This window comes from Martinezella lusitana (assembly GCF_900094565.1).
Lineage (GTDB): Bacteria > Pseudomonadota > Alphaproteobacteria > Rhizobiales > Rhizobiaceae > Rhizobium > Rhizobium lusitanum.
This window is the reverse complement of the sequence record NZ_FMAF01000027.1, coordinates 7,990-30,983: the sequence shown is the minus strand read 5'-3', so window position 1 is coordinate 30,983 and position 22,994 is coordinate 7,990. Positions and strand designations below refer to the sequence as shown.

The 22,994-nt window shown below is 58.9% G+C and carries 20 protein-coding genes; 19 read left to right on the top strand and 1 reads right to left on the bottom strand.

The annotated features are described in order from the left end of the window. Positions 1 to 55: 55 nt before the first annotated feature. Entirely contained in the window at positions 56 to 1,150 is a 1,095-nt protein-coding gene (locus tag GA0061101_RS30970; protein ID WP_004128856.1) for an ABC transporter ATP-binding protein, read from the top strand. Positions 1,151 to 1,168: 18 nt separating this feature from the next. After that, complete coding sequence (locus tag GA0061101_RS30965) at positions 1,169 to 2,941, top strand: ABC transporter permease subunit (RefSeq protein ID WP_004128865.1); 1,773 nt, start codon at positions 1,169 to 1,171, stop codon at positions 2,939 to 2,941. A gap of 381 nt (positions 2,942 to 3,322) precedes the next feature. Here the strand turns inward: GA0061101_RS30965 and GA0061101_RS30960 are convergent, their stop codons facing one another. Next, entirely contained in the window at positions 3,323 to 4,207 is an 885-nt protein-coding gene (locus GA0061101_RS30960; RefSeq protein WP_004128868.1) for a MurR/RpiR family transcriptional regulator, read from the bottom strand. Positions 4,208 to 4,441: 234 nt separating this feature from the next. Between GA0061101_RS30960 and GA0061101_RS30955 the strand changes: the two genes are divergently transcribed. From GA0061101_RS30955 to GA0061101_RS30875, 17 genes are all read left to right on the top strand, one after another. After that, the gene (locus tag GA0061101_RS30955; protein WP_004128870.1) at positions 4,442 to 5,767 is read left to right on the top strand and encodes an aspartate aminotransferase family protein; all 1,326 of its coding nucleotides are present in this window, start codon (positions 4,442 to 4,444) and stop codon (positions 5,765 to 5,767) included. Between the two features lie 72 nt (positions 5,768 to 5,839). Then, on the top strand, positions 5,840 to 6,316 hold the full coding sequence (locus GA0061101_RS30950; protein ID WP_240535548.1) for a carboxymuconolactone decarboxylase family protein: 477 nt from the start codon (positions 5,840 to 5,842) through the stop codon (positions 6,314 to 6,316). A 172-nt stretch (positions 6,317 to 6,488) separates the two neighbouring features. Beyond that, positions 6,489 to 7,667, top strand: a complete 1,179-nt coding sequence (locus GA0061101_RS30945; RefSeq protein ID WP_004128877.1) for a M24 family metallopeptidase — start codon at positions 6,489 to 6,491, stop codon at positions 7,665 to 7,667. Between the two features lie 181 nt (positions 7,668 to 7,848). Then, positions 7,849 to 8,316 (top strand): Lrp/AsnC family transcriptional regulator, encoded by a 468-nt coding sequence (locus GA0061101_RS30940; protein WP_004128880.1) that lies wholly within the window; start codon positions 7,849 to 7,851, stop codon positions 8,314 to 8,316. A gap of 141 nt (positions 8,317 to 8,457) precedes the next feature. Continuing rightward, positions 8,458 to 9,642 carry a M20 family metallopeptidase gene (locus GA0061101_RS30935; protein WP_004128884.1) on the top strand — a complete coding sequence of 395 codons (1,185 nt, stop codon included), beginning with the start codon at positions 8,458 to 8,460 and terminating at the stop codon, positions 9,640 to 9,642. Between the two features lie 29 nt (positions 9,643 to 9,671). Next, on the top strand, positions 9,672 to 10,661 hold the full coding sequence (gene eutB / locus GA0061101_RS30930; RefSeq protein WP_004128886.1) for a hydroxyectoine utilization dehydratase EutB: 990 nt from the start codon (positions 9,672 to 9,674) through the stop codon (positions 10,659 to 10,661). Continuing rightward, positions 10,658 to 11,647: an ectoine utilization protein EutC gene (eutC, locus tag GA0061101_RS30925; RefSeq protein ID WP_004128888.1), complete on the top strand. Its 990-nt coding sequence runs from the start codon at positions 10,658 to 10,660 to the stop codon at positions 11,645 to 11,647. The genes eutB and eutC overlap by 4 nt, the downstream gene beginning before the upstream one ends. 121 nt (positions 11,648 to 11,768) lie before the next feature. After that, a complete protein-coding gene (locus tag GA0061101_RS30920) occupies positions 11,769 to 12,485 on the top strand; it encodes an aspartate/glutamate racemase family protein (RefSeq protein ID WP_004128890.1) in 717 nt (238 codons plus the stop codon). A gap of 30 nt (positions 12,486 to 12,515) precedes the next feature. After that, positions 12,516 to 13,697, top strand: a complete 1,182-nt coding sequence (locus GA0061101_RS30915) for a M24 family metallopeptidase (RefSeq protein WP_004128891.1) — start codon at positions 12,516 to 12,518, stop codon at positions 13,695 to 13,697. 118 nt (positions 13,698 to 13,815) lie between these two features. Next, positions 13,816 to 14,871 (top strand): C45 family autoproteolytic acyltransferase/hydrolase, encoded by a 1,056-nt coding sequence (locus tag GA0061101_RS30910; protein WP_004128892.1) that lies wholly within the window; start codon positions 13,816 to 13,818, stop codon positions 14,869 to 14,871. Positions 14,872 to 15,281: 410 nt separating this feature from the next. After that, entirely contained in the window at positions 15,282 to 16,685 is a 1,404-nt protein-coding gene (locus tag GA0061101_RS30905) for an aspartate aminotransferase family protein (RefSeq protein ID WP_004128893.1), read from the top strand. Positions 16,686 to 16,823: 138 nt separating this feature from the next. Beyond that, the gene (locus GA0061101_RS30900; RefSeq protein WP_004128894.1) at positions 16,824 to 18,233 is read left to right on the top strand and encodes an aldehyde dehydrogenase family protein; all 1,410 of its coding nucleotides are present in this window, start codon (positions 16,824 to 16,826) and stop codon (positions 18,231 to 18,233) included. Positions 18,234 to 18,337: 104 nt separating this feature from the next. Continuing rightward, complete coding sequence (locus tag GA0061101_RS30895; protein WP_004128896.1) at positions 18,338 to 19,036, top strand: CoA transferase subunit A; 699 nt, start codon at positions 18,338 to 18,340, stop codon at positions 19,034 to 19,036. A gap of 16 nt (positions 19,037 to 19,052) precedes the next feature. Next, a complete protein-coding gene (locus GA0061101_RS30890; protein WP_004128898.1) occupies positions 19,053 to 19,682 on the top strand; it encodes a 3-oxoacid CoA-transferase subunit B in 630 nt (209 codons plus the stop codon). Between the two features lie 70 nt (positions 19,683 to 19,752). Further along, a complete protein-coding gene (locus GA0061101_RS30885) occupies positions 19,753 to 20,886 on the top strand; it encodes an acetyl-CoA C-acetyltransferase (protein ID WP_004128900.1) in 1,134 nt (377 codons plus the stop codon). Between the two features lie 12 nt (positions 20,887 to 20,898). Further along, positions 20,899 to 21,396: a UPF0262 family protein gene (locus GA0061101_RS30880; protein ID WP_004128902.1), complete on the top strand. Its 498-nt coding sequence runs from the start codon at positions 20,899 to 20,901 to the stop codon at positions 21,394 to 21,396. A gap of 44 nt (positions 21,397 to 21,440) precedes the next feature. Further along, a complete protein-coding gene (locus GA0061101_RS30875) occupies positions 21,441 to 22,886 on the top strand; it encodes a Glu/Leu/Phe/Val family dehydrogenase (protein WP_037136561.1) in 1,446 nt (481 codons plus the stop codon). The last annotated feature ends 108 nt before the right edge of the window (positions 22,887 to 22,994 follow it).

Here is a 22,994-nt window from a genome sequence, read left to right as displayed (position 1 = left end):
CTGCCTTACGGGACTGCATGCCAAAGTTGCTCATCAGTCCTGCTGGAGTATCGTAATGAACTTGAATCTGAAAAATCATCTTCCTGCCGAGGACGAAGTGTTGCAGAAGCTTCCGGATACCGCTCAAATCGAATTTCGCAATGTTTCCAAGATCTATGGGGCCGTTGCTGCGGTTAAGGATATCTCCCTTTCTGTTTCGCGCGGCGAGTTCCTTACGATTCTTGGACCGAGCGGTTCTGGCAAAACGACAGCATTGATGCTGCTCGCCGGCTTCACGACCCCTACCGGAGGAGACATCCTCATTTCCGGCAAGTCCGTGTCCGAAGTCCCGTCTTACCGCCGCGACCAAGGCATTGTCTTCCAGAGCTATGCACTTTTCCCGCACCTTACGGTGCATCACAACTTGGAGTTCCCGCTCGAAATGCGCGGCATCAAGGCCTCTGACAGAGCGTCGCGGGTCAAAAGAATGCTTGAGCGTGTTCGCCTGGGTGAGTTTGGCGAGCGCATGCCATCACAATTGAGTGGGGGCCAGCAACAACGCGTGGCCGTCGCGCGCGCCTTGATTGCAGATCCACCGATTTTGCTGCTGGACGAACCGCTGGGCGCGCTCGATCGAAATCTGCGCGAGCAGATGCAAGTGGAAATCAAAGAGCTGCACAAGGAGTTTGGGAAAACGACCATCTGCGTCACCCACGATCAAGAAGAAGCACTCACGCTTTCGGACCGCATCGTTGTCATGCGCGCCGGTCAAATCGAGCAGATCGATACACCGGAGGCCTTGTACGATCGCCCCAAAACGCGCTTTGTCGCCAACTTCCTGGGTGAAGCAAATATCCTCGAAAGCGTTGATTTCAAGATTGAATCGGACGTTGTTCCTTCTTCCGGTATGGTATCGATGCTTCGGCCGGAGCGCATTTGCGTCAGTGTGCCTTCAGCAGCAAGGCGCGCAGATGCGGACCACAGACAGTCCGTCTCGGGGATCGTGGACGATATGATCTATGCTGGACCCTTGAGGAAGTACCGGGTGCGGGTTGGGAATGCGACGCTGATCGCGCGCGAACATGTGGCATCGGGCCAGCAAGTCTTCCGTCCGGGCGAAGAGGTTCGCCTTGATTGGCTTCGATCCGACATCCGGTTTGTCGCTGCGTAAAGCGGAAGGACAGCATCCATGACAACACTTCAGAGAATCCGGTCCACGCCGATGTTGCTAACTTTGCCAGCGTTCGCTGTGCTGTTTGCGATTTTCGGCATACCCATGCTCCTTCTTTTCGCGACCAGCCTCAATGCGCCAAATCTGTCTTTTGCGAATTATATCGCTTTTTTCGAACAGCGCTCATTTGTCCTGATCCTGATTCAGACCTTCAAGATCAGCTTCATAGCCACGGCACTTTGTTTGATCATCGGCTACCCGACGGCTTATTTGATTACGATCGCCGGCCGTGCAAGACCAATCCTCCTGGTGCTTGTCTTCCTACCTTGGCTGACGAGTGCTCTGGTTCGGACCTACGCATGGACTGTCGTCTTGGGTGATAGTGGATTGATCAACCGCGTGTTGCTCAATTCGGGCATAATCGATAGCCCTTTGTCTCTCATCTATAATCGTTTCGCTGTTTATGTTGGCATGGTGCATATCATGTTGCCCATGATGATTTTGCCGATTGTCAGCGTGATGATGAGCATTGATACTTCCTTGATGGCAGCCGCTCGCAGCATGGGCGCAAAGCCGTTCACCGCCTTTCTCCGGGTCTTCGTACCTCTTAGTATCCCGGGCGTTCGAAGCGGCTGCATATTGGTTTTTGTTGTTTGCCTGGGCTTTTACATCACGCCACAAGCATTGGGCGGCTTGGGCGACACCATGCTTTCAACCCTCATCAATTCGCAGCTTACAACATCGTTGAACATTGCGGCGACCGCCGCGGCAGCCTTTATATTGTTGGCGATGGCGCTCGCGGTTCTTTCCGTAGCGGGCGTCAATCTCGCCGGCGCGCATGGACAGCCTGCTTCAAGCGAGCAGAACGCCCGACGACGTAAACTGCCTTCATTCGACAAGGCATCCCGCTATCTCAACGAGTTTCTCGTCCCGTATCGGGCGCGACGCTGGGCAGCAAAGCTCCATCAAGCGCAGCGGGAAACCCCGTGGTCCAAGATTGCGGGGGCAGCATTCCTTGCCGTCGTTGTCATCTATCTATTGGCGCCCGGTTTCATCGTGATCATCGTCTCGTTAAATGCAGGGGAGTTCCTCGAGTTCCCACCTAAGGCTGTTTCGCTCAGATGGTACTATTCGTTCTTCAACGACCCCTCGTGGATCGGCGCATTGTGGAACAGCTTCCAATTCGGCGTAATTGTCAGCGTGGTATCGACCATAGTCGGCACATTGGCAGCGTTTGGCCTCAGCCGGTGCTCGTCGCGCTTGCGCTCGGGTCTAACCATGGTGATCCTGACGCCGATTACCTTCCCAATCATTGTTGTTGGTGTTGCTGTCTATACCGGGCTGGCCAAACTAGGATTGGTTGGAACGAACACCGGGATCATCCTGGGCCAGACGATCGGAGCCATCGGCTATGTCGTTGTCATCGTCCTTGCGACACTCGCAGGATTCGACAGGAGGCTGGAACAGGCGGCAATGAGCATGCGCGCCGGGCCGACCCAGACGTTCATGCGGGTTACTCTCCCGTTAATCCGCTCTGGTATCATCGGCGGCGCGCTCTTCGCGTTCTTGGCTTCCTTCGACGAGGTCATCATCACGTCGTTTGTCAGTGGCTATGCGATCCCGACATTGCCATTGAAAATGCTGGAAAACCTGAAGCAGCAACTTGACCCGACGATCGCTGCCGTTGGCGCTTTGCTGACAATGTTGCCAATCGTCTGGCTGGTTGCGCTTTATTTCACGCTTTGGCGCGGAAGAGGGGCGTTGAAGAGTGCTCCGGTCGCCGCGACCTGAGTCATCATACTCATGCCGGCTCCGTAACTCGCAGCCGTGAAACTGACTGCCTGTCCCAGAGCGAACTCTGGGGCGGGCTCCTGGCTCGAAGACTGCCCGGCGCATTTACTGCGCAATGGAGCTCATCAATCGCTTGTGCTCAAAGCCGAAGCCGGTCACGACGGACTTTCTAGGCAAGCTCTGGTTTCATTGACGCATTAGACGGTCATCCCTCGGGTGACGGCGCGTTCCCTATTTGCTGTCAGTCCGTTCTTTGCGGGACAATTCCGCGGCAACCATCAGGTCCACTCATCGGACATCGACTGATGTGCGAATAACTTCAATTCCGGTTGCAAGGTCAGGAGGCGCCGTTGGCGCGAGTAGCCGGCCTCGTAAACGTCGCTAAATCTTTCGTCGCGGAATGGACGTCGCATACGTGTTCATTGCAGAAAGATGGCGATCGGCTAGCTTCAACTCTTTCAAGGCCGCCGCACGATCTCGGCTCGCCAGTAGACCACATAGAACTTCAGAGACGGCCAGCGCTGGCGCCAGCGTGTGAAAGAATGTTTGGCTTTCAGTCGGAAAGAAGACAACGTGCTCTGCGATCGTCACCAGGGGAGACACTTCGCTGTCGGTGATCGCCAGGATGGACAGTCCCTTCTCACGGGCGGCCTCGGCAAGCTCAAGCGTCTGAAGCGAATAGGGGTTGATGGAAATCGCCAAAAGCACGTCCTCATGAGTTGCGCGGATGAGGGGGTCGCCGCTTGTTCCAGCCGGACCATCCAAGTGGACAGTCTTTTCGCCGAGCAATGTCATGACGTAGTGGAAATGCCACGCGACCGAGTGGCACGAACGCAAGCCGAGCACGAAAATCCGCCTCGCTTTTGCCAGGTGCTCCGCCATTGTATCCAAACGCGAAATCGTATCAGGGTCGCGGAGCCGATCGATCTGCGCGGAGAGACCTTGGAGCATCCTATAAGCCAAGCCCTCACCATTCGCCGCCCCTTCTTCTCTTTGTAAAGCCCTGGCCGCAAATCCGTCGGCGCTCACCCTGATGACGTCGGCGTGTTGCTCTCGGAAATCTTCATACCCGGAGAATTCAAGAAACTTCGCCAGCCTCGTCATTGTCGATGGCTGAACACCGGCATTCCGCGCGAGTTCGCGCATCGAAACGAGCGCCACCTCCTGCGGATGTTCCAATATGTGTCGAGCCGCTTGCTGCAACTGCTCGGACATGTCGTCGAATCGCTCGATGATCCGAGCGTGTAATGGGCCTTTTTGCAACATTTGCCTCACATACGATGTCATAATTCACCTGGACCATCTCTCTCGGGAACTAAAAAGTCAAACAGCCGTCGGCTATCTCACATCACAACCGCTCCAAAAATTCTGACTTGAGAGCGGGAAAACAAATGCATCAAAACGTGATTTATAAAACAGTTGTTGCATATTTCGCCAAAACCTGCAAATCAATGGATGGAAACGTTCGAAAGCCGGACGGATAAGCACCCCGAGATGACCATGACAAAAATTCTCCATCGAACGATCGGAACAACTCTGCCAACCGCGGTCGCGGGGGAGGGCATCTACGTCGTGGATAGCGAGGGCAGGAGCTACCTGGATGGGTCGGGGGGCGCCGCCGTCAGTTGCCTCGGGCACAATCATCCAGAAGTTCTTGACGCAATGAAGCTACAGATGGGTCGGATCAGCTACGCCCATACGTCGTTCTTCACGACCGACGTCGCCGAGCGGCTTGCCGAGCAATTGGTTGAACTTGCGCCCGAAGGCCTCGATTATGTCTATCTGGTGTCTGGCGGTTCGGAAGCTGTCGAGGCCGCTCTCAAAATGGCGCGCCAGTATTTTGTCGAAGTCGGGCAGCCGCAGCGGCGCCACATCATCGCACGTCGGCAAAGCTATCACGGCAATACGATCGGTGCCTTGGCAACAGGCGGCAATGCCTGGCGCCGTGCCCAGTTCAAGCCGATCTTGCCTGAAACGCATCATGTTTCTCCTTGCTATGCCTACCGCGACCTGCAGGTGGGCGAAACGCCGGAGGCTTATGCCGAGCGTCTTGCTGCGGAACTGGAAGACAAGGTTCTTGAACTTGGCGCGGACAAGGTCATGGCCTTCGTCGCCGAGCCGGTGGTCGGTGCGACGCTGGGTGCCGTTGGCCCGGTTTCGGACTATTTCAAGCGGGTTCGGCAGGTGTGCGACAAGTATGGCATCTTGCTGATCCTCGACGAGGTCATGTGCGGAATGGGGCGTACCGGCACAATCTTCGCTATGGAGCAGGAGGGCATTGTCGCGGATCTGGTCACGATTGCGAAGGGACTGGGCGGCGGCTTTCAGCCGATCGGAGCGGTATTGCTCTCCGAAAAGATCTACCGTGCGTTCGCCGACGGGTCGGGTCTGTTTCAGCATGGACATACCTATATCGGACATCCGATCGCAGCAGCGGCAGCCAGTAAGGTGGTTGAAATAATCACGCGCGCGGACATGATGGCAAACGTCATCCGGATGGGCAAGCGCCTCCAGGCCGGGCTCGATGAGGCACTTGGACAATCACCCTATGTCGGCGACATCCGCGGTCGTGGTCTTTTCCGCGGCGTCGAGATCGTGGCCGACAAAGACACCAAGCAACCTTTCGATCCGGCCCGCAAGATGCATTCCCGCATCAAGAAGGAAGCCATGCGCAGAGGCCTTATGTGCTACCCAATGGGCGGTACGATCGACGGCGCGCAGGGCGACCACGTGCTGCTAGCACCACCCTACATCATTCAGCCTGAAGAAATCGATTTGATTGTCGAACGGCTTTCCGACGCCATCCGCGCCGCAGTAGTAGACTGAGGTTCTCGCGAAATGACAACATCGTCCTGTCCGCCTATCGCTGATGAAAACTGGCCCGCGGAAATCGCGGACATGAAAACGGGCTTTGCCGGCGCGCTGAACGTCTATCGCACCATGGCTCATCATCCCGCGCTGCTGAGAGCGTGGGCTCCGCTGCGGCAGCATATCGTAAAAGATAGTGCGTTAGGTCCGGTCCGGTCCGAGCTCGTGATTTTGCGCGCGGCACATCGTATGGGCTCCGCCTATGAGTGGTCCCACCATGTAAGCCGCGCTCGCGCTCTTGGTATTTCCGATGCGCGAATCCGGAGTATGGCTGGAACTCCCGATGGCGAAGAGGGCGTACTTGCCGGTGCTGTCGACGCGCTATTTGACGGCGCACGTCTGCCTTCGCATCTCGAGCAAGCTATTGCTGCGAGCATAGGTCGGCAAGCCGTGTTCGACCTTATGGCGACCGTCGGCTTCTATTCGGTGCTCGGTTTCATATTGATGACTTTCGACACGCCGATCGACCAAGACGTTGTCGACGAGATGGCTGAACACCCAATCTGATGGAGCAAAAAACGAGAGTTCGGCCTTCCGATCCAGCCGTGCCCTTAGGCTGCAGGTTCAAGCGTGGAGCCGATCAGGAGCCGATCAATACAGGGATAACGACGGCCCGCTTTGCCCCCTGACAGACGGGGAAATATTGGCGCGGCAGCCGCGGCCGAATGGGAGATCAAGAATGATAAAAGAATTGCACTTCGCACTGGGAGAATTCCAGACCCGTCTAGCAGCCGTTAAAAAGGAAATGGCGAAGAGAGAGATTGACATCCTCCTCCTCTCAGAACCGCCGAACCAGAACTACCTTACCGGCTATAATGCGTATTCCTTCTACACACCGCAAATGGTGATTGTGGCGCAAGACCACGCAGAACCGATTTGGATCGGCCGTTTCATGGACCGTGTTTCGGCTTCCATGACCACCTATCTGGCCGAGGACAATATCCGAGCCTATCCCGACACCTATGTTCAATCGGCAACGCTGTCGGCCTATACTTTCATGGCCGATATCGTGAAGGAGCTCGGAGGGGAAAAGGCGCGTATCGGCGTCGAGATGGGGGGATATTACTATCCGGCCCGCGGCCACGCAGATCTCACGCGAGCCTTGCCGAATGCAGAGTTCGTCGACGCCGATCTTCTTGTTGGATGGATCCGGCTCGTAAAGAGCCCAGCCGAGGTGGCCATTATGCATCAAGCTGGCCAGCTTGCGGATGCCGCCATGACGCGCGTCATCGATATGGTGCAAGCCGGGGTCCGTGAGTGCGATATTGCTGCTGCGATCTATCACCAGCAGATTTCGGGCACGCCCGAGTTCGGTGGCGACTATCCTTGTTGCCCCCCCGATTTGTGCATTGGCGAACGCTCAATCGCGCCGCATGCCGCCTGGACGGACGACCCCCTGCCGGAGTCCACCGTTGTCAACCTGGAACTGAACGGTTGCCGGCATCGCTACCAGGTCAACCTGGCGCGCACGATCGTCGTCGGCCAGCCTTCATCCGCTTTCCTGAACCTGTCGGAAATCGCTGTTGAGGCCTTGAATGCCGGGCTGGAAGCAGTTCGGCCCGGTCGCACCTGCTCGCAGGTCGATGCCGACTTCCGCAAGGCGCTTGCCCGCCACGGGATCGAGAAAGAGTCTCGCATTGGTTATCCGACCGGCATTGGGTTCCCTCCGGCCTCAGGCGAACGAACGGCAAGCATTCGCAAGGGCGACGAAACCGTACTCAAGCCGGGTATGGTGTTCCACATGATGCCTGGCCTGTGGCTCGACAATGTCGGGATCACGATCACACAGAGCTTTGCGGTCTCCGAAACGGGTTACGAGCCCCTGACGAAGACGCCGCGCAAGCTCTTCGTCAAATAGAGACTGTATCCGGTGCATACTCGTCTGGTTCCAGCATGTCTGCTTCGTTTCCGAAATGGCCTAACCAGTTCGGACGAGTATCTGCGCCGGGAACGTCGAAGCAACCGGCCTATGCCAGGTCGCATCGGCGCTGCAGGCCTCCGCGCGGGCTCCCCAGGTTCTTCTTTCGGGGAGGTAGGTGATGGTTGAACTCGATCGCGCCGACATTGCGCTTCTCCAAGCCGTTCAGAAAAACAACCGGCTGACCTCTGAAGAACTCGCGGGGATGGTCCACCTCTCGCCGACGGCGTGCCAACGGCGTTTGAGAAGGTTGCGCAACGAGGGCGTCATCGAGGGAGACGTTTCCATCGTCTCGCCCAAAGCAGTCGGACGACACATCACCATGATCGTCATGGTGTCCCTTGAACGGGAAAGGGCCGACATCGTCGATCGATTCAAGGCTGCGATACGAAATACGCGTGAGGTGATGATGGGTTTCTACGTAACGGGAGATGCCGACTTCATGCTCGTGATTACCGCGAAAGATATGCAGGACTACGAGCACTTCACGCGCCGGTTTTTCTATGAAAACGCAGATATCAAAGGCTTCAAGACCATGGTTGTGATGGACCGTCTCAAGGCCAGCTTCGCTATCCCGCTCGAGGTGTAGTGATGATGTCGCAGCGACGGATCCAGTGTCACCTCCATTTATGCAGGGACCCTGCGTGATGTGCATTCGAATCGACGGGCCGCGCAGCTCCGCTGCTAGGTGCAACAACAGACACCATGACGACTAGACCAGGAGACCACCATGAACATGCCTACCAACAACTTCCTCTCCGAGGTCGAGCGTAACGCAGTCGTCGAGATGCGGCACGCCATGCATCGCGAGCCCGAACTTTCCAACAACGAGTGGAAGACCCAGAAGCGGATTATCGAGACCTTGGCCGCCTTCGGCCTGACCGAAGCAAAGACGTTTCACAAGACCGGTGTCTATGTCGATATCCAGGGCTTGGCCCCAGGCGCAAATCGTTCGATCGCGATGCGCGGAGACATCGACGCGCTTCCCATTCAGGAAGCCCGCGACGACCTGCCGTATCGGTCGCAAGTGCCAGGCGTCATGCATGCGTGCGGTCATGACATGCATGGCTCAATCGCCTTGGGAACGGCGCTCGCTTTCCATCGCATGCGCGAAAATTTCTCAGGCAGGCTGCGAGTGTTCTTTCAACCCGCTGAAGAAGCAGAACCACTTGGCGGCCGGACTGTCGTTGAAGAAAACTTGCTAGACGGGTTCGACGCCGCAGTGGGATTTCATGTCCGCACTGACATTCCAGCCGGCTCCTATGGCGCCCGTGCGGGCGCCGTAACAAAGTCAGCGGATCAGTTCTCGCTCGAATTTATCGGGACGATGGCACACGGCGCCAAGCCTCACTTGGGCGTGGACGCGATCGCGATAGCAGGCGCCTTCATCAACGAAGTTCAGAAGGTGGTGTCGCGCGAAATGCCGGTTGACGATGGCGCTGTCGTTACGATCGGCACGATCCACGGCGGGGAAGCGACGAACATAATCTGCCCTTCGGTCACAATGACCGGAACGATCCGGACGAGCAGTCCCGAGAGGAGAAAGTTGCTGGTTCAACGGGTGCGCGAAATTGCCGAGGGCGTTGCTGCGATCCATCGAGGCCGGGCCGAATTTAGCTCACACGCGGGCGAGCCTCCTGTGGTCAACGACAACTCAATGGTCGAGCGATTCAAGCAGATCGTCGTGCAGTCCGATGGCGAGGACAAATATATCGAGGGTTCGGCAAGCTCCGGCAGCGATGACTTTGGTTTTTACTCCGGCTGCATCCCGTCAATCTATTTCTGGTTCGGCAGCAAGGAGCCGGGAAACGAATCCGGCGTCCATACGCCGACGTTCGGGGTGTCCGACCAGACTCTCGTCCCGACAACCGAGCTGGCGATCCGCTACTGCTGGGAACTCTTTCAAAGCGCGTAACGCGCGGCTGGTGCGGAGGGAGGACCTTGATGATTGACCTCGACGACATTGAAGGCGCAAAACGGCGCATCAAAGATCACATACTCACTACGCCGCTCGCGCATTCTCCGTCTCTGTCGAACTGTTGCGCTGTGCCCGTATATCTAAAGCTGGAGCACCATCAGACGACAGGCAGTTTCAAGCTGCGCGGCGCCTTCAATGCCATTCTTCAACTGTCCGCGGACGAGCGGGCACGCGGCGTTGTGGCCGCGTCGACGGGCAATCACGGTCGTGCTCTGTCGTTCGCAGCCAACACGTGTGGTGTGACGGCCACGATCTGCATGTCGAACCTGGTCCCCGAAAACAAGGTCTCGGAAATTCGCCGGTTAGGTGCCGAGGTCCGTATCGTCGGAAAATCCCAGGATAACGCTCAGGAAGAGGCCGAGAGGTTGGCGGGCGAGGGACGGTGCCTCGTCCCGCCGTTCGATCACCCGGCAATCATTGCCGGTCAAGGAACGCTAGGGCTAGAAATCGTCGAAGCGTTGCCGGACGTGGCGACTGTGCTCATCCAGCTCTCGGGGGGCGGTTTGGCTTCTGGGGTGGCGGCAGCCGTGAAAAGCCAGCGGCCGGATGTGCGTATCATTGGGCTCACGATGGATCGCGGCGCTGCGATGAAGGCAAGCCTTGATGCAGGTCGCCCGGTGCAGGTCGATGAGTTTGAAAGTCTGGCGGATTCGCTCGGCGGCGGGATTGGCCTCGCCAATCAATGGACTTTTCCCATGTGCCGCGACCTCTTGGACGATGTCATTTTGTTGAGCGAAGCCGAAATAGCGGCTGGCATCCGACATGCATACCTCCAGGAGCGCGAGATCGTCGAAGGCGCAGGGGCGATTGGCATCGCGGCGCTCCTGGCGAACAAAGTGCGCAACCTTCATGGACCCGTCGTGACTGTGCTGTCGGGCCGCAACATCGATATGAATTTACATCGTCGCGTCGTGAGCGATGAGACAGCAGATATTATTGCGAGGACCACGTCATGAGATCGATGACCATTTTGACTGAACGGCAACTGAGAGATCTGGTGACTCTTGATCTGGAGGCTGTGCGTTGCGTGGAAGAGGCATTTCGCACGCTTGCAACAAAAAAAGTGGTGATGCCGCCAATTCTTCGCCTCGATATTTTGGAGCATCGCGGTGAGGTTGACGTCAAGACGGCCTACGTACCTGGTCTCGATGGCTTCGCCATCAAGATCAGCCCCGGCTTTTTCGGCAATCCCGAAATTGGCTTGCCCAGTACAAACGGCCTTATGGTTTTGCTGTCAAGCAAGACCGGTTTGGTTCAAGCATTGTTGCTGGATAATGGTTATCTCACCGATGTTCGGACGGCCGCAGCAGGTGCCGTGGCTGCAATGCACCTCGCTCGCAAAGACGCGTCGGTGGCTGCTGTCTTTGGCGCTGGTATGCAGGCGCGCCTACAGTTGCAGGCGCTCATGCTGGTCCGACAAATTCGTGAGGCGCGGATTTGGGCGCGTGACGCTGCCAAAGCCAACAAGACGGCCCGAGAACTGTCTGACCAATTGGGCATCAGCGTCATCGCTTCCGATAGCCGGGAAGCAGCCGTTGCCGGTGCGCATGTGATCATCACCACAACGCCGGCTGATCAGCCGATCCTGGAAGCTCGATGGCTCGAACAAGGACAGCACATCACGGCGATGGGCTCCGATGCCGAACACAAGAACGAAGTAGAGGCCGAGGCTATTGCGCGCGCCGATCTCTACGTGGCTGACAGCCTCGCTCAGACGCGACGCCTCGGTGAGTTGCATCACGCGATTGAGGCGGGGGCTGTCGCGGAAGATCGTGCCCTTCGAGAACTCGGCCAGATTGTTGCCGGTGCTGTGGCTGGACGCACCGACGATCGCCAGATCACGATCGCCGATCTGACCGGGACGGGTATTCAAGACACTGCCATTGCAAATCTTGCTTTCGCAAGAGCGCTGGCCGTCAAAGCCGGAACAACAATAGACTGATGACGTGCCTGGGCCGGCACTGAAGTCGGTGGCCGCCTGGGCGTGAGGCGCAGTCGAGCAAGTTCACACGTCTTACGATACTCGCATTGACCAAACCCGTCCGAAATCGAGGAACTTCATCATGACTTCGCAAAGCAGCACTGTTCTTGGACTACTTGAGCTGGATGAAGGCGTGTCACCAGACAGTCCGCTTCTTAGCCCGCGCGAAGGATCCCTATTGCACCCGGCAACGTTTGGCGGGCCTGTGATCACGGAAATGGTGGAAGGCGCCTTTGCAGAGGTTGTCATTCGAGGTGATGCTTCGCTGGAACACGCCTGCATTGCGGCTGCACAGCGATTGGTCGATCGAGGTGCCAACGTTGTTGCCGCTGACTGCGGCTTCCTTATCCGCCACCAGTCTGCAATCTCTGCAGCAGTCAATGTACCCGTCATAACCTCAAGCCTTCTACTCATTCCGACTTTGTTACGTCAGCTATCGCCCGCGAAAAAGCTCGCGGTATTAACAGCGGATTCGCGACATTGCACCGAAGACCTGTTGGGCATCCAGCACCCGGCGGATCGGAAGCGCGTGGTCGTCGGAGGCATCGAAGGTGGTGTATACGTGCGCAATGCCGTGGCGCGGCCGTTCGTGCGGACAGCGCTGGATCAGATCCAGCAGGAGGTCGGTGCCCGTATCGATCAACTGCGCTCCGACCACCCCGAGATTGCGATGATACTCTTCGAGTGCACTGGCTTCCCTGTCGTTGCAAATGCCCTTCGGCTGAAGACAGGACTGCCCATCTACGACATTACCGACCTCTGCAAACTGACGCTTGCGACTGTGACCGCCCGCGTCTGACTTAGCGCATCCAAATCTAAAGGAACTGAAATGTCTGACGAGAAACTACGGTTCGAACTTTCTGAATACAGAACACGCCTCGAGAAGGCGCGCAGCGCCATGGAGCGAGCTGGCATAGACGTACTGGTCGTTACCGATCCCGCTAACATGGGCTGGCTTACCGGTTACGAGGGCAACTCGTTCTACGTGCCACAATGTGTTGTTGTGTCAAAGGACAAGGATCCCCTCTGGTTCGGCCGTGGTCAGGATGCCAATGGATGCCGTCGCACGGCATATATCGGCGAGGATCGGATCAGGTGGTACGAGGACCACTACGTTCAGTCAGACACCTTGCACCCCATGACCGTTCTTGGCCAGTTCCTCACGGATGAGGGGCACGGTTCAGCCATAATCGGTCTGGAGAAGGACAGCTACTATTTCTCACCGGCCGGTTTCGAAGCCCTTACAGCCGCACTTCCCAACGCGCGCTTCAAAAACGCCATGCGCATGATCAACTGGGAACGCATCGTCAAATCCCCTCGTGAAATCGAATATATGCGCGGCGCCGGCAAGATTGTCGAAGCGATGTATGAGCGCATCACAGAGGTGCTGCGGCCGGAAGTAAAACAGTCGGACATAATCGCTGAAATTTCCTATGTTGGCACCCGTGGTGTGGGCGACTACTGGGGAGACTATCCGTCAGCCGTACCCAACCTTGGCGCCGGTGCCGATGCCTCAGCTCCTCATCTGACGTGGACTGATAAGCCCATTCGCGCGAACGAAAGCATCTTCTTTGAACTTGCTGGTGTACACAAACGGTACCACTGCCCGCTCTCTCGGTCGTACTATCTCGGTAAGCCGAGCCAGCAAATGCTGGATGCTGAGAAGGCCGTTTTGGAAGGCATGAGCGCCGGCCTTGAGAAGGCTGTGGTGGGAAATTACTGCGAAGATATCGCTCTGGCCTACGGAAATGCCCTTGCGAAATACGGTCTGAAGAAGGCAAGCCGCGCCGGCTACTCCATTGGCATGGGATACCCGCCGGCGTGGGGCGAGAACTCCGCCAGCTTCCGCGACGGTGATAAGACCGAGCTGCGCCCAGGCATGACATTTCATTTCATGTCCGGGCTTTGGTACGACGACTGGGGTATCGAAATTACCGAAAGTTTCTTGATCACGGAGGGCGAAGTCGAATTCCTGTCCAATGTCCCCCGCAAGTTGCTCGTTATCGAGTGAGTCCAATCCCCGGGCGAAATCGTGATCCACAATGCGCCCGGTGACGCCTTGCCACAAGGAGGCGTGGCTTCCTTGAATTGGACACCTCAAGTGCGAAAGAAACGATGAGGAAAGTCGCATGTCCAAAAATCCCATTTCGCGCGTCCGTGCCAAGGGCGATGCCTTCTCGATCGGCGTGACACTCGGACGAGCAAGCGCTTCTGCTTTCCGAGAGCGCGTCTTGCACACTGAAGAATATCGGGCGTTGGATACCCGGTGGCGCCGATCTGCATATTTGAAGGCTCTCGAAGCTGCGGCGCGCGCAACCTATCCCCGCTTTGTGCGCGAAATCGAGGGCATCGCCGAAGGCGCCGGTCAAGATTTCGATTCGATCTTCCTCTGGAATTGCCGCGGAGACCTTCGGCTTCCCGAGGATGTCTCCCCGGCAACAGGGTCGGTTGCTGCCAATGGATGCACGACACTCCTGCTGCCGGCGCAGGACGACCGCCCCGCAATAATTGCCCATAACGAGGACGGTGACCAAGCGCTCCTCGGCGCCTGCTTTTGGGTTGAAGTCGAGCCGGACGAGGGACCAGCCTGGGCCAGCTTCATGTACCCTGGCATGCTGCCCGGCCACACGTTTGGCTTCAATGAGATGGGGCTCGTGCAGACGATAAATAACATCACCGCGCATGATCTTCAGCCTGGAGTACCCCGACACATCATCTGCCGCGCGATCCTCGACTCAAGGTCGTTATGCGATGCGGTAGAAATCCTCAAGCGCAAGGACCGTGCCAGCGGATTCCATCATAATCTCGGCGAGACGAAAACGCGCCGGCTCGTCTCAATCGAGGCTCCCGCTTCAGGCTGCGCCATTCGGGAGGCCGTCACCCCCCAAGGCCATGCGAACCATTTGATCTTCGAAGAATTCGCCCAGTTGGAGCAGACCATCAGCGCCTCTTCCCGCGATCGTCAGGCGGCAGTGGACCGGGTTACTGCCGGACAAAGGCTCGCTGAAGACGCAGAAGTCGCTCTATTCGATGAGACGGTGCCGATCTACAAGAACGGAACAATCGATGGGTCGCAAACTCTGGCGATGGGCGTGTTCGCGCTATCCGCTGACCGGGTTGATTGGAGCGTCCATGCTGCCCCCAACGAGTGCGATGTCCTGGGAGGAACGGTGCTAGTCAAGTAGGCTGGTGATGTTTTGAGGCTGCGCGGACGCTTGCGATGGGTGGAGAGTGTGGCCTGACATTCCAATCTCACCTGAGGTGGGCCGGTCCTCAAGCACCCTCGATCCTCGCTTTGTTCTTCAACCTATGTCTCCGCGGTCGATCCAACCCAATGAGCCGACCGCACGGGTCAAATCAGCAAAGCCTCCACCGATAGCGAATTCCTGCAAAAAGCGAGGAAGATTGCAGGAACCCGGCGTCACCCCGGAGCGAAATGGTGCGATGAAGCTAGCACCTACAGGCAATATCATCTGAGCGGGTCGGGCAAGCGAAAGCTGTCCTCAAGTCGAGGTTTTGCTGCTCGCACTTGATCAGGCCCAGGTTCACAGGAAGAAAAGCGCGCAGCTGAAAAGCGGCGACCGAAGGGGTTAAAATGACCATCAACATCAAAGACATCGCTGAGAAAGATCGTAACTCGGTCCTGCATCCCTTCACCCAGTTGAAGGACTTTGCGACCGGCAAGCTCGGCGAACCGACGATCGTGGAGACCGGCAAGGGAATCCGCATCCAGGATGCGCACGGCAACCAGCTGATCGACGGTTTTGCCGGTCTCTACTGCGTCAATGTCGGCTATGGCCGCACCGAGGTTGCCGAGGCGATCTCTCGTCAGGCCTATCGCCTGGCCTATTATCATTCCTATGCCGCGCACACGACCGATGAGTTGGCTATCCTCTCCGACCGCCTCGTCAAGATGGCGCCCGGCAAGATGAGCAAGGTGTTCTACGGCATGTCCGGTTCGGACGCCAACGAGACCCAGGCCAAGCTCGTCTGGTACTACAACAATCTGCGTGGCAAGCCGACGAAGAAGAAGATCATTTCGCGTGAACGCGGCTATCATGGCTGTAGCGTCGTCTCCGGCTCGATGACCGGCATGAGCTTCTATCACGACCATATGGATCTGCCGCTCCCGCAGATCGATCACGCCGGTGTTCCGCATCACTATTGGGGCGCCAACCCCGGCGAGACCGAACGCGAATTCTCGGCCCGTCGCGCCGCCGAGCTCGACGAGATGATCGAGACGCTTGGACCGGACAATGTCGGCGCTTTCATCGCCGAGCCGGTGCTTGGCACCGGTGGCATCACGCCACCGCCGGAAGGCTATTGGGAAGCAATCCAGGCGGTGCTGAAGAAGCACGACGTGCTGCTGATCGCCGACGAGGTGATCACCGGCTTCGGCCGCACCGGCTCGATGTTCGGTTCGCAGCACTACGGCATCGAACCCGACCTGATCACGGTCGCCAAGGGCCTGACCTCGGCCTACTTTCCGCTATCGGCTTCGATCGTGGGCGAGAAGGTCTACAAGGTCATGGAAGAGGGAGCTGACAAGGTCGGCGCCTTCTCGCATGGCTATACCTATTCCGGGCACCCGATCGGTGCGGCCGCCGCAAACGCGGTGCTCGACATCGTCGAAAAGGAAGACCTGCCCGGCAATGCCCGCGAAGTCGGTGCCTATTTCCAGGCCCAGCTCAAGGAGAAGTTCGCGCAGCTGCCGATCGTCGGTGAAGTGCGTGGTGTTGGCCTGATGGGCGCGATTGAATTCGTTGCCGACCGTGAGAACAAGACCAGGTTTGATCCGTCGCTGAAGGTCGGTGCCCGCGTCTCCAAGGCTGCTCGAGACCGGGGCCTCATCGCCCGCGCCATGCCGCATGGCGACATCCTCGGCTTCGCGCCGCCGCTCGTCACCACCAAGGCGGAGATCGACGAGATCGTCTCGATCGCGGAAAAGGCAGTACGCTGCGTCATCGATGACCTGGTTCTGAACGGTCAGAAAATCTGACCGCCAAGCGGTCGGTCGCTCCTACCGCAACCAATGCAGTCATGGAAACGAGAACAGGGCAGGGACCTCTCCTTGCCCTGACCGACCAACTCAGCCGCCGCGCAGGTGGCGCATCATCACGCAAGAGGAAGCCGGCCTATGACCGTTGCCAAACTTCATATCACCACCAGTCTGGCGCCGATCACTGTTTACAGCCCTTATGACGGGTCTGTCCTCGGGACGATTGACGCCACGGATGCGAGCGAAATTAACGAACTTCTGGCCCGCGCCCGTCGCGGCGCAGAGCTTTCAGCCAGGCTGCCGAGACATGAGCGCGCGCGCATCCTCGAAGGAGCTGCGCGGATCATCGAGAGCCCCCGTGAAGCATTTGCCGAAACCATCGTGCGCGAAGCCGGCAAGACGATCGTCCAGGCGCGCAAGGAAGTGCTTCGTTGCGTCAATACGTTAAAGCTCTCTGCCGAGGAGGCAAAGCGCAATGCCGGTGAGATCGTACCGTTCGATGCCTATGTCGGCTCGGAACAGCGTCAGGGCTGGTTCACCCGCGAGCCGCTCGGGATCATCACCGCCATTACACCTTACAACGATCCGCTGAACCTGGTCGCGCACAAGCTCGGTCCGGCGATTGCCGGCGGCAATGCGGTTCTGCTGAAACCGTCAAACCTGACGCCGTTCTCCTCGATCAAGCTTGTCGAAGCCTTGGTGGAAGCGGGCTTGCCACCCGAGATCATCACCGTCGTTCACGGCGATCGCGAGATCGTCTCGGCTCTCGTCTCCGCGCGTGAGGTTCGCATGGTGTCGTTTACCGGCGGCTTCGCTACCGGAGAAGCGATCAGCCGCAAGGCGGGCCTTAAGAAACTCGCGATGGAGCTTGGCGGCAATGCGCCGGTCATCGTCATGAACGACTGCGACTTCGACAAGGCGGTTGAAGGATGCGTCTCCGGCGCCTTCTGGGCAGCCGGTCAGAATTGCATCGGCGCCCAGCGTGTTCTTGTCCAGGCCGAGCTTTATGAGCGCTTCCGCGATGCTTTCGTGGCGGCGACGAACAAACTCAAGGCCGGCGATCCGCTGAAGGAGGACACAGATGTCGGTCCGATGATCTCCAAGGAGGTCGCCCAACGCACCGAAGCAGCCGTCAACGACGCCATCGCCGCCGGCGCGAAGTTGCTCTGCGGCCACAAACGCGAAGGGTCGCTCTATCACCCGACGGTGCTGGAAGGTACGCCGGTGACCTGCCGCCTGTGGCACGAAGAAGTGTTTGCGCCCGTGGTCATGCTTGCACCGTTCGAGACGCTCGATGAAGCGGTCGAGCTGGCCAATGAACCCGAATACAGCCTGCACGCCGGCATCTTCACCAGCAACCTCAATGTCGCACTTGACGCCGCAGCCAGGATCGAAGCTGGCGGCGTGATGATCAACGACTCCTCAGACTACCGCTTCGATGCCATGCCATTCGGCGGCTCCAAATACGGCAGCATGGGCCGGGAAGGCGTGCGCTTCGCCTATGAAGAGATGACCCAGCCAAAGGTCGTTTGTATCAACCGTGGGTAAAGGGACCTAGCAGCCGTTTGATACCGCTGCCGGACTTTCGAACCCAAGTGAATGAATCCAGGCGGCGCCTCGGCGCCGCAACAGCCGAACCTGATGGGGGGAGAATGAACAAAATCTTCGACAATCCGACGTCAGCACTTGAGGGCTTGCTGTTCGACGGCATGTTCATCGCGGCGGGTGGCTTTGGCCTTTGCGGCATTCCGGAGCTGTTGATCGATGCGATCCGCAAAGCTGGCACCAAGGACCTGACAATCGCGTCGAACAATTGCGGTGTTGACGACTTCGGCCTTGGCGTGCTGCTGACGACCAGGCAGATCCGGAAGATGATCTCGTCCTATGTCGGTGAGAACGCCGAGTTCATGCGGCAATATCTGAGCGGTGAACTCGAGCTCGAGTTCAACCCCCAGGGAACACTTGCCGAGCGCATGCGCGCCGGCGGCGCCGGCATTGCCGGCTTCTACACCAAGACCGGCGTCGGCACCGTCGTCGCGAAAGGAAAAGAACTCAAGGTCTTTGATGGAGAGGTCTTCGTTCTCGAGACTGGAATCGTCGCCGACCTGTCGATCGTCAAGGCCTGGAAGGCGGATACCTCGGGCAATCTCGTCTTCCGCAAGACGGCCCGCAACTTCAATCCGCCGGCCGCCACATGCGGCAAGATCTGTGTCGCTGAAGTCGAGGAAATCGTCCCGGTCGGCAGCCTGGATCCCGATCACATCCATGTGCCGGGGATCTACGTGCATCGCCTGATCCAGGGTCAGCACGGGAAACGCATCGAACAGCGCACCACGCGCGCGGCGGCTTGAGGCTGGGGAGAAACACATGGCCTGGGACAGAAACCAGATGGCGGCGCGCGCTGCACGCGAACTTCAAGACGGCACCTACGTCAATCTCGGCATCGGCATCCCGACGCTGGTCGCCAACTACATCCCTGACGGCGTCCACGTGACGCTGCAGTCGGAGAATGGCCTGCTCGGCATCGGTCCCTTTCCGTCCGAGGGTGAGATCGATGCCGATCTGATCAATGCCGGCAAGCAGACGGTGACGGCACTGCCGCATTCCGCCTTCTTCGATTCAGCGCAGAGCTTCGCGATGATCCGCGGCGGCAAGATCGCGATGGCGATCCTGGGCGCGATGGAGGTAGCCGAGAACGGTGACCTCGCCAACTGGATGATCCCCGGCAAGCTCGTCAAGGGCATGGGTGGCGCGATGGATCTGGTTGCTGGTGTGAAGCGGGTGGTGGTCGTCATGGACCACACCAACAAATCAGGCGAATCCAAGGTGCTGAAGGCCTGCACCCTGCCGCTGACCGGACAAAGCGTCGTCGATCGGATCATCACCAATCTCGGTGTGCTCGACGTCGTCGATGGCGGACTGAAGCTGGTCGAGCTTGCCGAGGGCGTCACCGACGGCGAGATCCGCAGCGCCACCGAGGCGACCATCGTCAACTAGGCCTGAGCCTTTTGCCGAGTAGCTGGAGCCGGCCTGTGCCGGCTTCGCGAGGACCATAGAGGAGACCACCATGAGCATCCCATCGATCGTCATCGCCAGTGCTGGCCGCACCGCGGTCGGATCCTTCAACGGCGCCTTCGGCAACACGCCGGCGCATGAGCTCGGTGCTGCCGTCATCAAGGGCGTACTTGAGCGCGCGGGCGTCGAAGCGGGTGAAGTCGACGAGGTGATCCTCGGCCAGGTGCTGCAGGCTGGCGAGGGCCAGAATCCGGCGCGCCAGGCAGCGATGAAGGCGGGTGTCCCACAGGAAAAGACCGCCTGGGGCATGAACCAGCTCTGTGGCTCGGGCCTTCGCGCCGTCGCGCTCGGCATGCAGCAGATTGCAACCGGTGATGCGGATATCATCGTCGCTGGCGGCATGAAGATGGGCGACTTCAAGATGATCGACACGATGATCAAGGACGGCCTGACCGACGCCTTCTACGGTTATCATATGGGCATCACCGCCGAGAACGTCGCCCGTCAGTGGCAGCTCAGCCGCGAGGAGCAGGATGCGTTCGCACTCGCCTCGCAGAACCAGGCCGAGGCCGCACAGAAGGCTGGGCGTTTCGCCGACGAGATCATTCCCTTCATCGTCAATGGCCGCAAGGGCGACGTCACCGTCGACCAGGACGAATATATCCGCCACGGCGCAACGCTCGACCAGATGACCAAGCTGCGTCCGGCCTTCGACAAGGAAGGCACGGTCACCGCCGGCAACGCCTCCGGCCTCAATGACGGCGCCGCCGCCACCCTGCTGATGAGCGAAGCGCAGGCTTCCAAGCGCGGCATCCAGCCGCTTGCGCGCATCGTCTCCTGGGCAACGGCCGGCGTCGACCCGCAGGTCATGGGCACCGGCCCTATCCCGGCTTCGCGCAAGGCGCTGGCCAGAGCCGGCTGGGCGATCGGCGATGTCGAGCTGGTCGAGGCCAACGAGGCTTTCGCGGCGCAGGCCTGCGCGGTCAACAAGGACCTCGGCTGGGATCCTGGCATCGTCAATGTCAATGGTGGCGCCATCGCCATCGGCCATCCGATCGGTGCCTCCGGCGCCCGCGTGCTCAACACGCTGCTCTTCGAAATGAAGCGCCGCGGCGCCAGGAAACGTCTGGCAACGCTCTGCATCGGCGGCGGCATGGGTGTCGCCATGTGCGTGGAAGCGATGTGAGGAGGCAGGGCCATGGCCTCCGCCGAGTACCGTCTCTGCGACGTATCGCTCGACCGGTCGTTCGCTGGCCGGGACGCGAGAATTGAGCGGGAGCAAGCGCTCGCGGTTATCGACCTCTTGGAATCCAACACCTTCATTCCGGTCGGTCACGATGGCGGGCCATACCGCCTCACGATTGCGGCGGCCGACGGGCGCCTCGCGTTACATGTCGCCGATGCCCATGGCGAGCATGTCGTCAGTCACTACCTGTCGCTGACGCCGTTCCGCCGATTGCTGAAAGACTACACCCGCATCTGTGAGAGCTACTACGACGCCATCCGCCACCCAGGCCCTGAACGGCTTGAGGCGATCGATATGGGCCGGCGCGGCGTCCATAACGAGGCAGCCGAACTGCTGAAAAGCCGGCTGTCAGCGAAAGTGAACATCGACAACGACACCGCCCGCCGGCTGTTCACACTGATCTACGCCCTGCTCGTGCGCAATGCCGACCGTCGAGTTCTGCTGAGCTGACACAGCTTCGGCCCGAAACTTTCCCACCAAGGAGGAACACCCCAGTGAACGCAATACCACAACGCAACGTGCAAGCCGGAGAAACCAGCTCCGCAGGCTTCCTGGATAGCGTTGACCAAAACTTCCGTCATGCCATGACATTCCTCGACCTGCCGGAAGGCCTGTCGGAGCGGATCATGCAGTGCAACTCGACCTACACGGTTCGGTTCGGCGTCCGCCTGCGGGGTCGCATGTACAGCTTTATCGGCTGGCGCTCGGTCCATAGCGAGCACTGCGAGCCGGTGAAGGGCGGCATTCGCTATGCGTCGAATGCCGATGCTGAAGAGGTCGAGGCCCTGGCAGCGCTGATGACGCTCAAATGCTCGCTGGTCGATGTGCCGTTCGGCGGCTCGAAGGGCGCGCTAAAGATCGATCCGCGCGAATGGACGCCGCAGGAGCTCGAGCGCATCACCCGCCGCTTCACCCAGGAACTCAACAAGCGCGGCCTGATCGGCCCCGGCGTCAACGTCCCGGCACCCGACATCGGCACCGGCGAGCGGGAAATGGCCTGGATGATGGACGAGTTCCGCCGCGCCAATCCGACCGATGTCATCAACGCGCGCGCCTGCGTCACCGGCAAGCCGCTGTCGAAGGGCGGTATTGCCGGCCGCACCGAGGCAACCGGCCGAGGCGTGCAGTTCGCCATCCAGAGCTATCTCCGCGATCCGCGCACTGCCGGCCTGAACGGCAAGCGCGATCTGAAGGGTGCTGCAATCATCGTCCAGGGCTTCGGCAATGTCGGCTACCATGCGGCAAAGTTCGTCTCTGAAGAAGACGGTGCCCGGGTGACGATTGTTGCCGAACGCGACGGCTATGTCGCCAACGCCGATGGTCTTGCGATCGAGGCGCTGAAGCAGCATCATATCAAGACCGGCAGCATTCTCGGCTTCGAAGACGCCACCTCGTTTGCCGGCGATATGACGGGCATTGCGCAGCCATGCGACGTCCTCATTCCGGCGGCCATGGAGAATGCCATCCATGCGGGCAATGCAGACCGCATCAAGGCAAATTTGGTCGTCGAGGCGGCCAACGGCCCGATCACCTTCGAGGCTGACAAGGTGCTTCGCACCCGAGGGATCACCGTTCTTCCCGATCTTTACGTCAATGCCGGCGGTGTCGTCGTCAGCTACTTCGAGTGGGTAAAGAACCTGACGCATATTCCCTTCGGTCTGATGGAACGGCGCCGGCGCGAGCGGCGCAACCAGACCATCGCAATGGCGCTGGAACGCATGACCGGCAAGGAATTCCCCGCCGATATCCGCGATGAATTCCTCGAAGGCGGCGCCGAGATCGACCTCGTCCGGTCCGGCCTCGAAGACGTCATGCGCAGCACCTGGACACGGATCGCCGACCTCATCGAACAGCAACCGGAACTCGGTGACTACCGGACCGCCGCCTATGTCGCGTCGATCCGGCAGATCGCCGATGCTTATGAAGCGATAGGAATCTGATCAATTGCCTGCCTAGTCTTACTGCGTCACAAATTTGTGGATTTTATCGATCCTTCATCCGGGAGCAGCATGGACATCGCTGGAGGTTGCGACTGAGTGCGACGGTCA

Bases quoted from the DNA above. Each gene is read 5' to 3' on its own strand.
- GA0061101_RS30920 (WP_004128890.1), top strand. From the start codon at position 11,769: ATGACTTCGCAAAGCAGCACTGTTCTTGGACTACTTGAGCTGGATGAA.
- GA0061101_RS30910 (WP_004128892.1), top strand. From the start codon at position 13,816: ATGTCCAAAAATCCCATTTCGCGCGTCCGTGCCAAGGGCGATGCCTTC.
- GA0061101_RS30880 (WP_004128902.1), top strand. From the start codon at position 20,899: ATGGCCTCCGCCGAGTACCGTCTCTGCGACGTATCGCTCGACCGGTCG.
- GA0061101_RS30895 (WP_004128896.1), top strand. From the start codon at position 18,338: ATGAACAAAATCTTCGACAATCCGACGTCAGCACTTGAGGGCTTGCTG.
- GA0061101_RS30900 (WP_004128894.1), top strand. From the start codon at position 16,824: ATGACCGTTGCCAAACTTCATATCACCACCAGTCTGGCGCCGATCACT.
- GA0061101_RS30915 (WP_004128891.1), top strand. From the start codon at position 12,516: ATGTCTGACGAGAAACTACGGTTCGAACTTTCTGAATACAGAACACGC.
- GA0061101_RS30940 (WP_004128880.1), top strand. From the start codon at position 7,849: ATGGTTGAACTCGATCGCGCCGACATTGCGCTTCTCCAAGCCGTTCAG.
- GA0061101_RS30885 (WP_004128900.1), top strand. From the start codon at position 19,753: ATGAGCATCCCATCGATCGTCATCGCCAGTGCTGGCCGCACCGCGGTC.
- GA0061101_RS30935 (WP_004128884.1), top strand. From the start codon at position 8,458: ATGAACATGCCTACCAACAACTTCCTCTCCGAGGTCGAGCGTAACGCA.
- GA0061101_RS30960 (WP_004128868.1), bottom strand. From the start codon at position 4,207: ATGTTGCAAAAAGGCCCATTACACGCTCGGATCATCGAGCGATTCGAC.
- GA0061101_RS30890 (WP_004128898.1), top strand. From the start codon at position 19,053: ATGGCCTGGGACAGAAACCAGATGGCGGCGCGCGCTGCACGCGAACTT.
- eutC (WP_004128888.1), top strand. From the start codon at position 10,658: ATGAGATCGATGACCATTTTGACTGAACGGCAACTGAGAGATCTGGTG.
- GA0061101_RS30965 (WP_004128865.1), top strand. From the start codon at position 1,169: ATGACAACACTTCAGAGAATCCGGTCCACGCCGATGTTGCTAACTTTG.
- GA0061101_RS30950 (WP_240535548.1), top strand. From the start codon at position 5,840: ATGAAAACGGGCTTTGCCGGCGCGCTGAACGTCTATCGCACCATGGCT.
- GA0061101_RS30955 (WP_004128870.1), top strand. From the start codon at position 4,442: ATGACAAAAATTCTCCATCGAACGATCGGAACAACTCTGCCAACCGCG.
- GA0061101_RS30945 (WP_004128877.1), top strand. From the start codon at position 6,489: ATGATAAAAGAATTGCACTTCGCACTGGGAGAATTCCAGACCCGTCTA.
- GA0061101_RS30970 (WP_004128856.1), top strand. From the start codon at position 56: ATGAACTTGAATCTGAAAAATCATCTTCCTGCCGAGGACGAAGTGTTG.
- eutB (WP_004128886.1), top strand. From the start codon at position 9,672: ATGATTGACCTCGACGACATTGAAGGCGCAAAACGGCGCATCAAAGAT.
- GA0061101_RS30905 (WP_004128893.1), top strand. From the start codon at position 15,282: ATGACCATCAACATCAAAGACATCGCTGAGAAAGATCGTAACTCGGTC.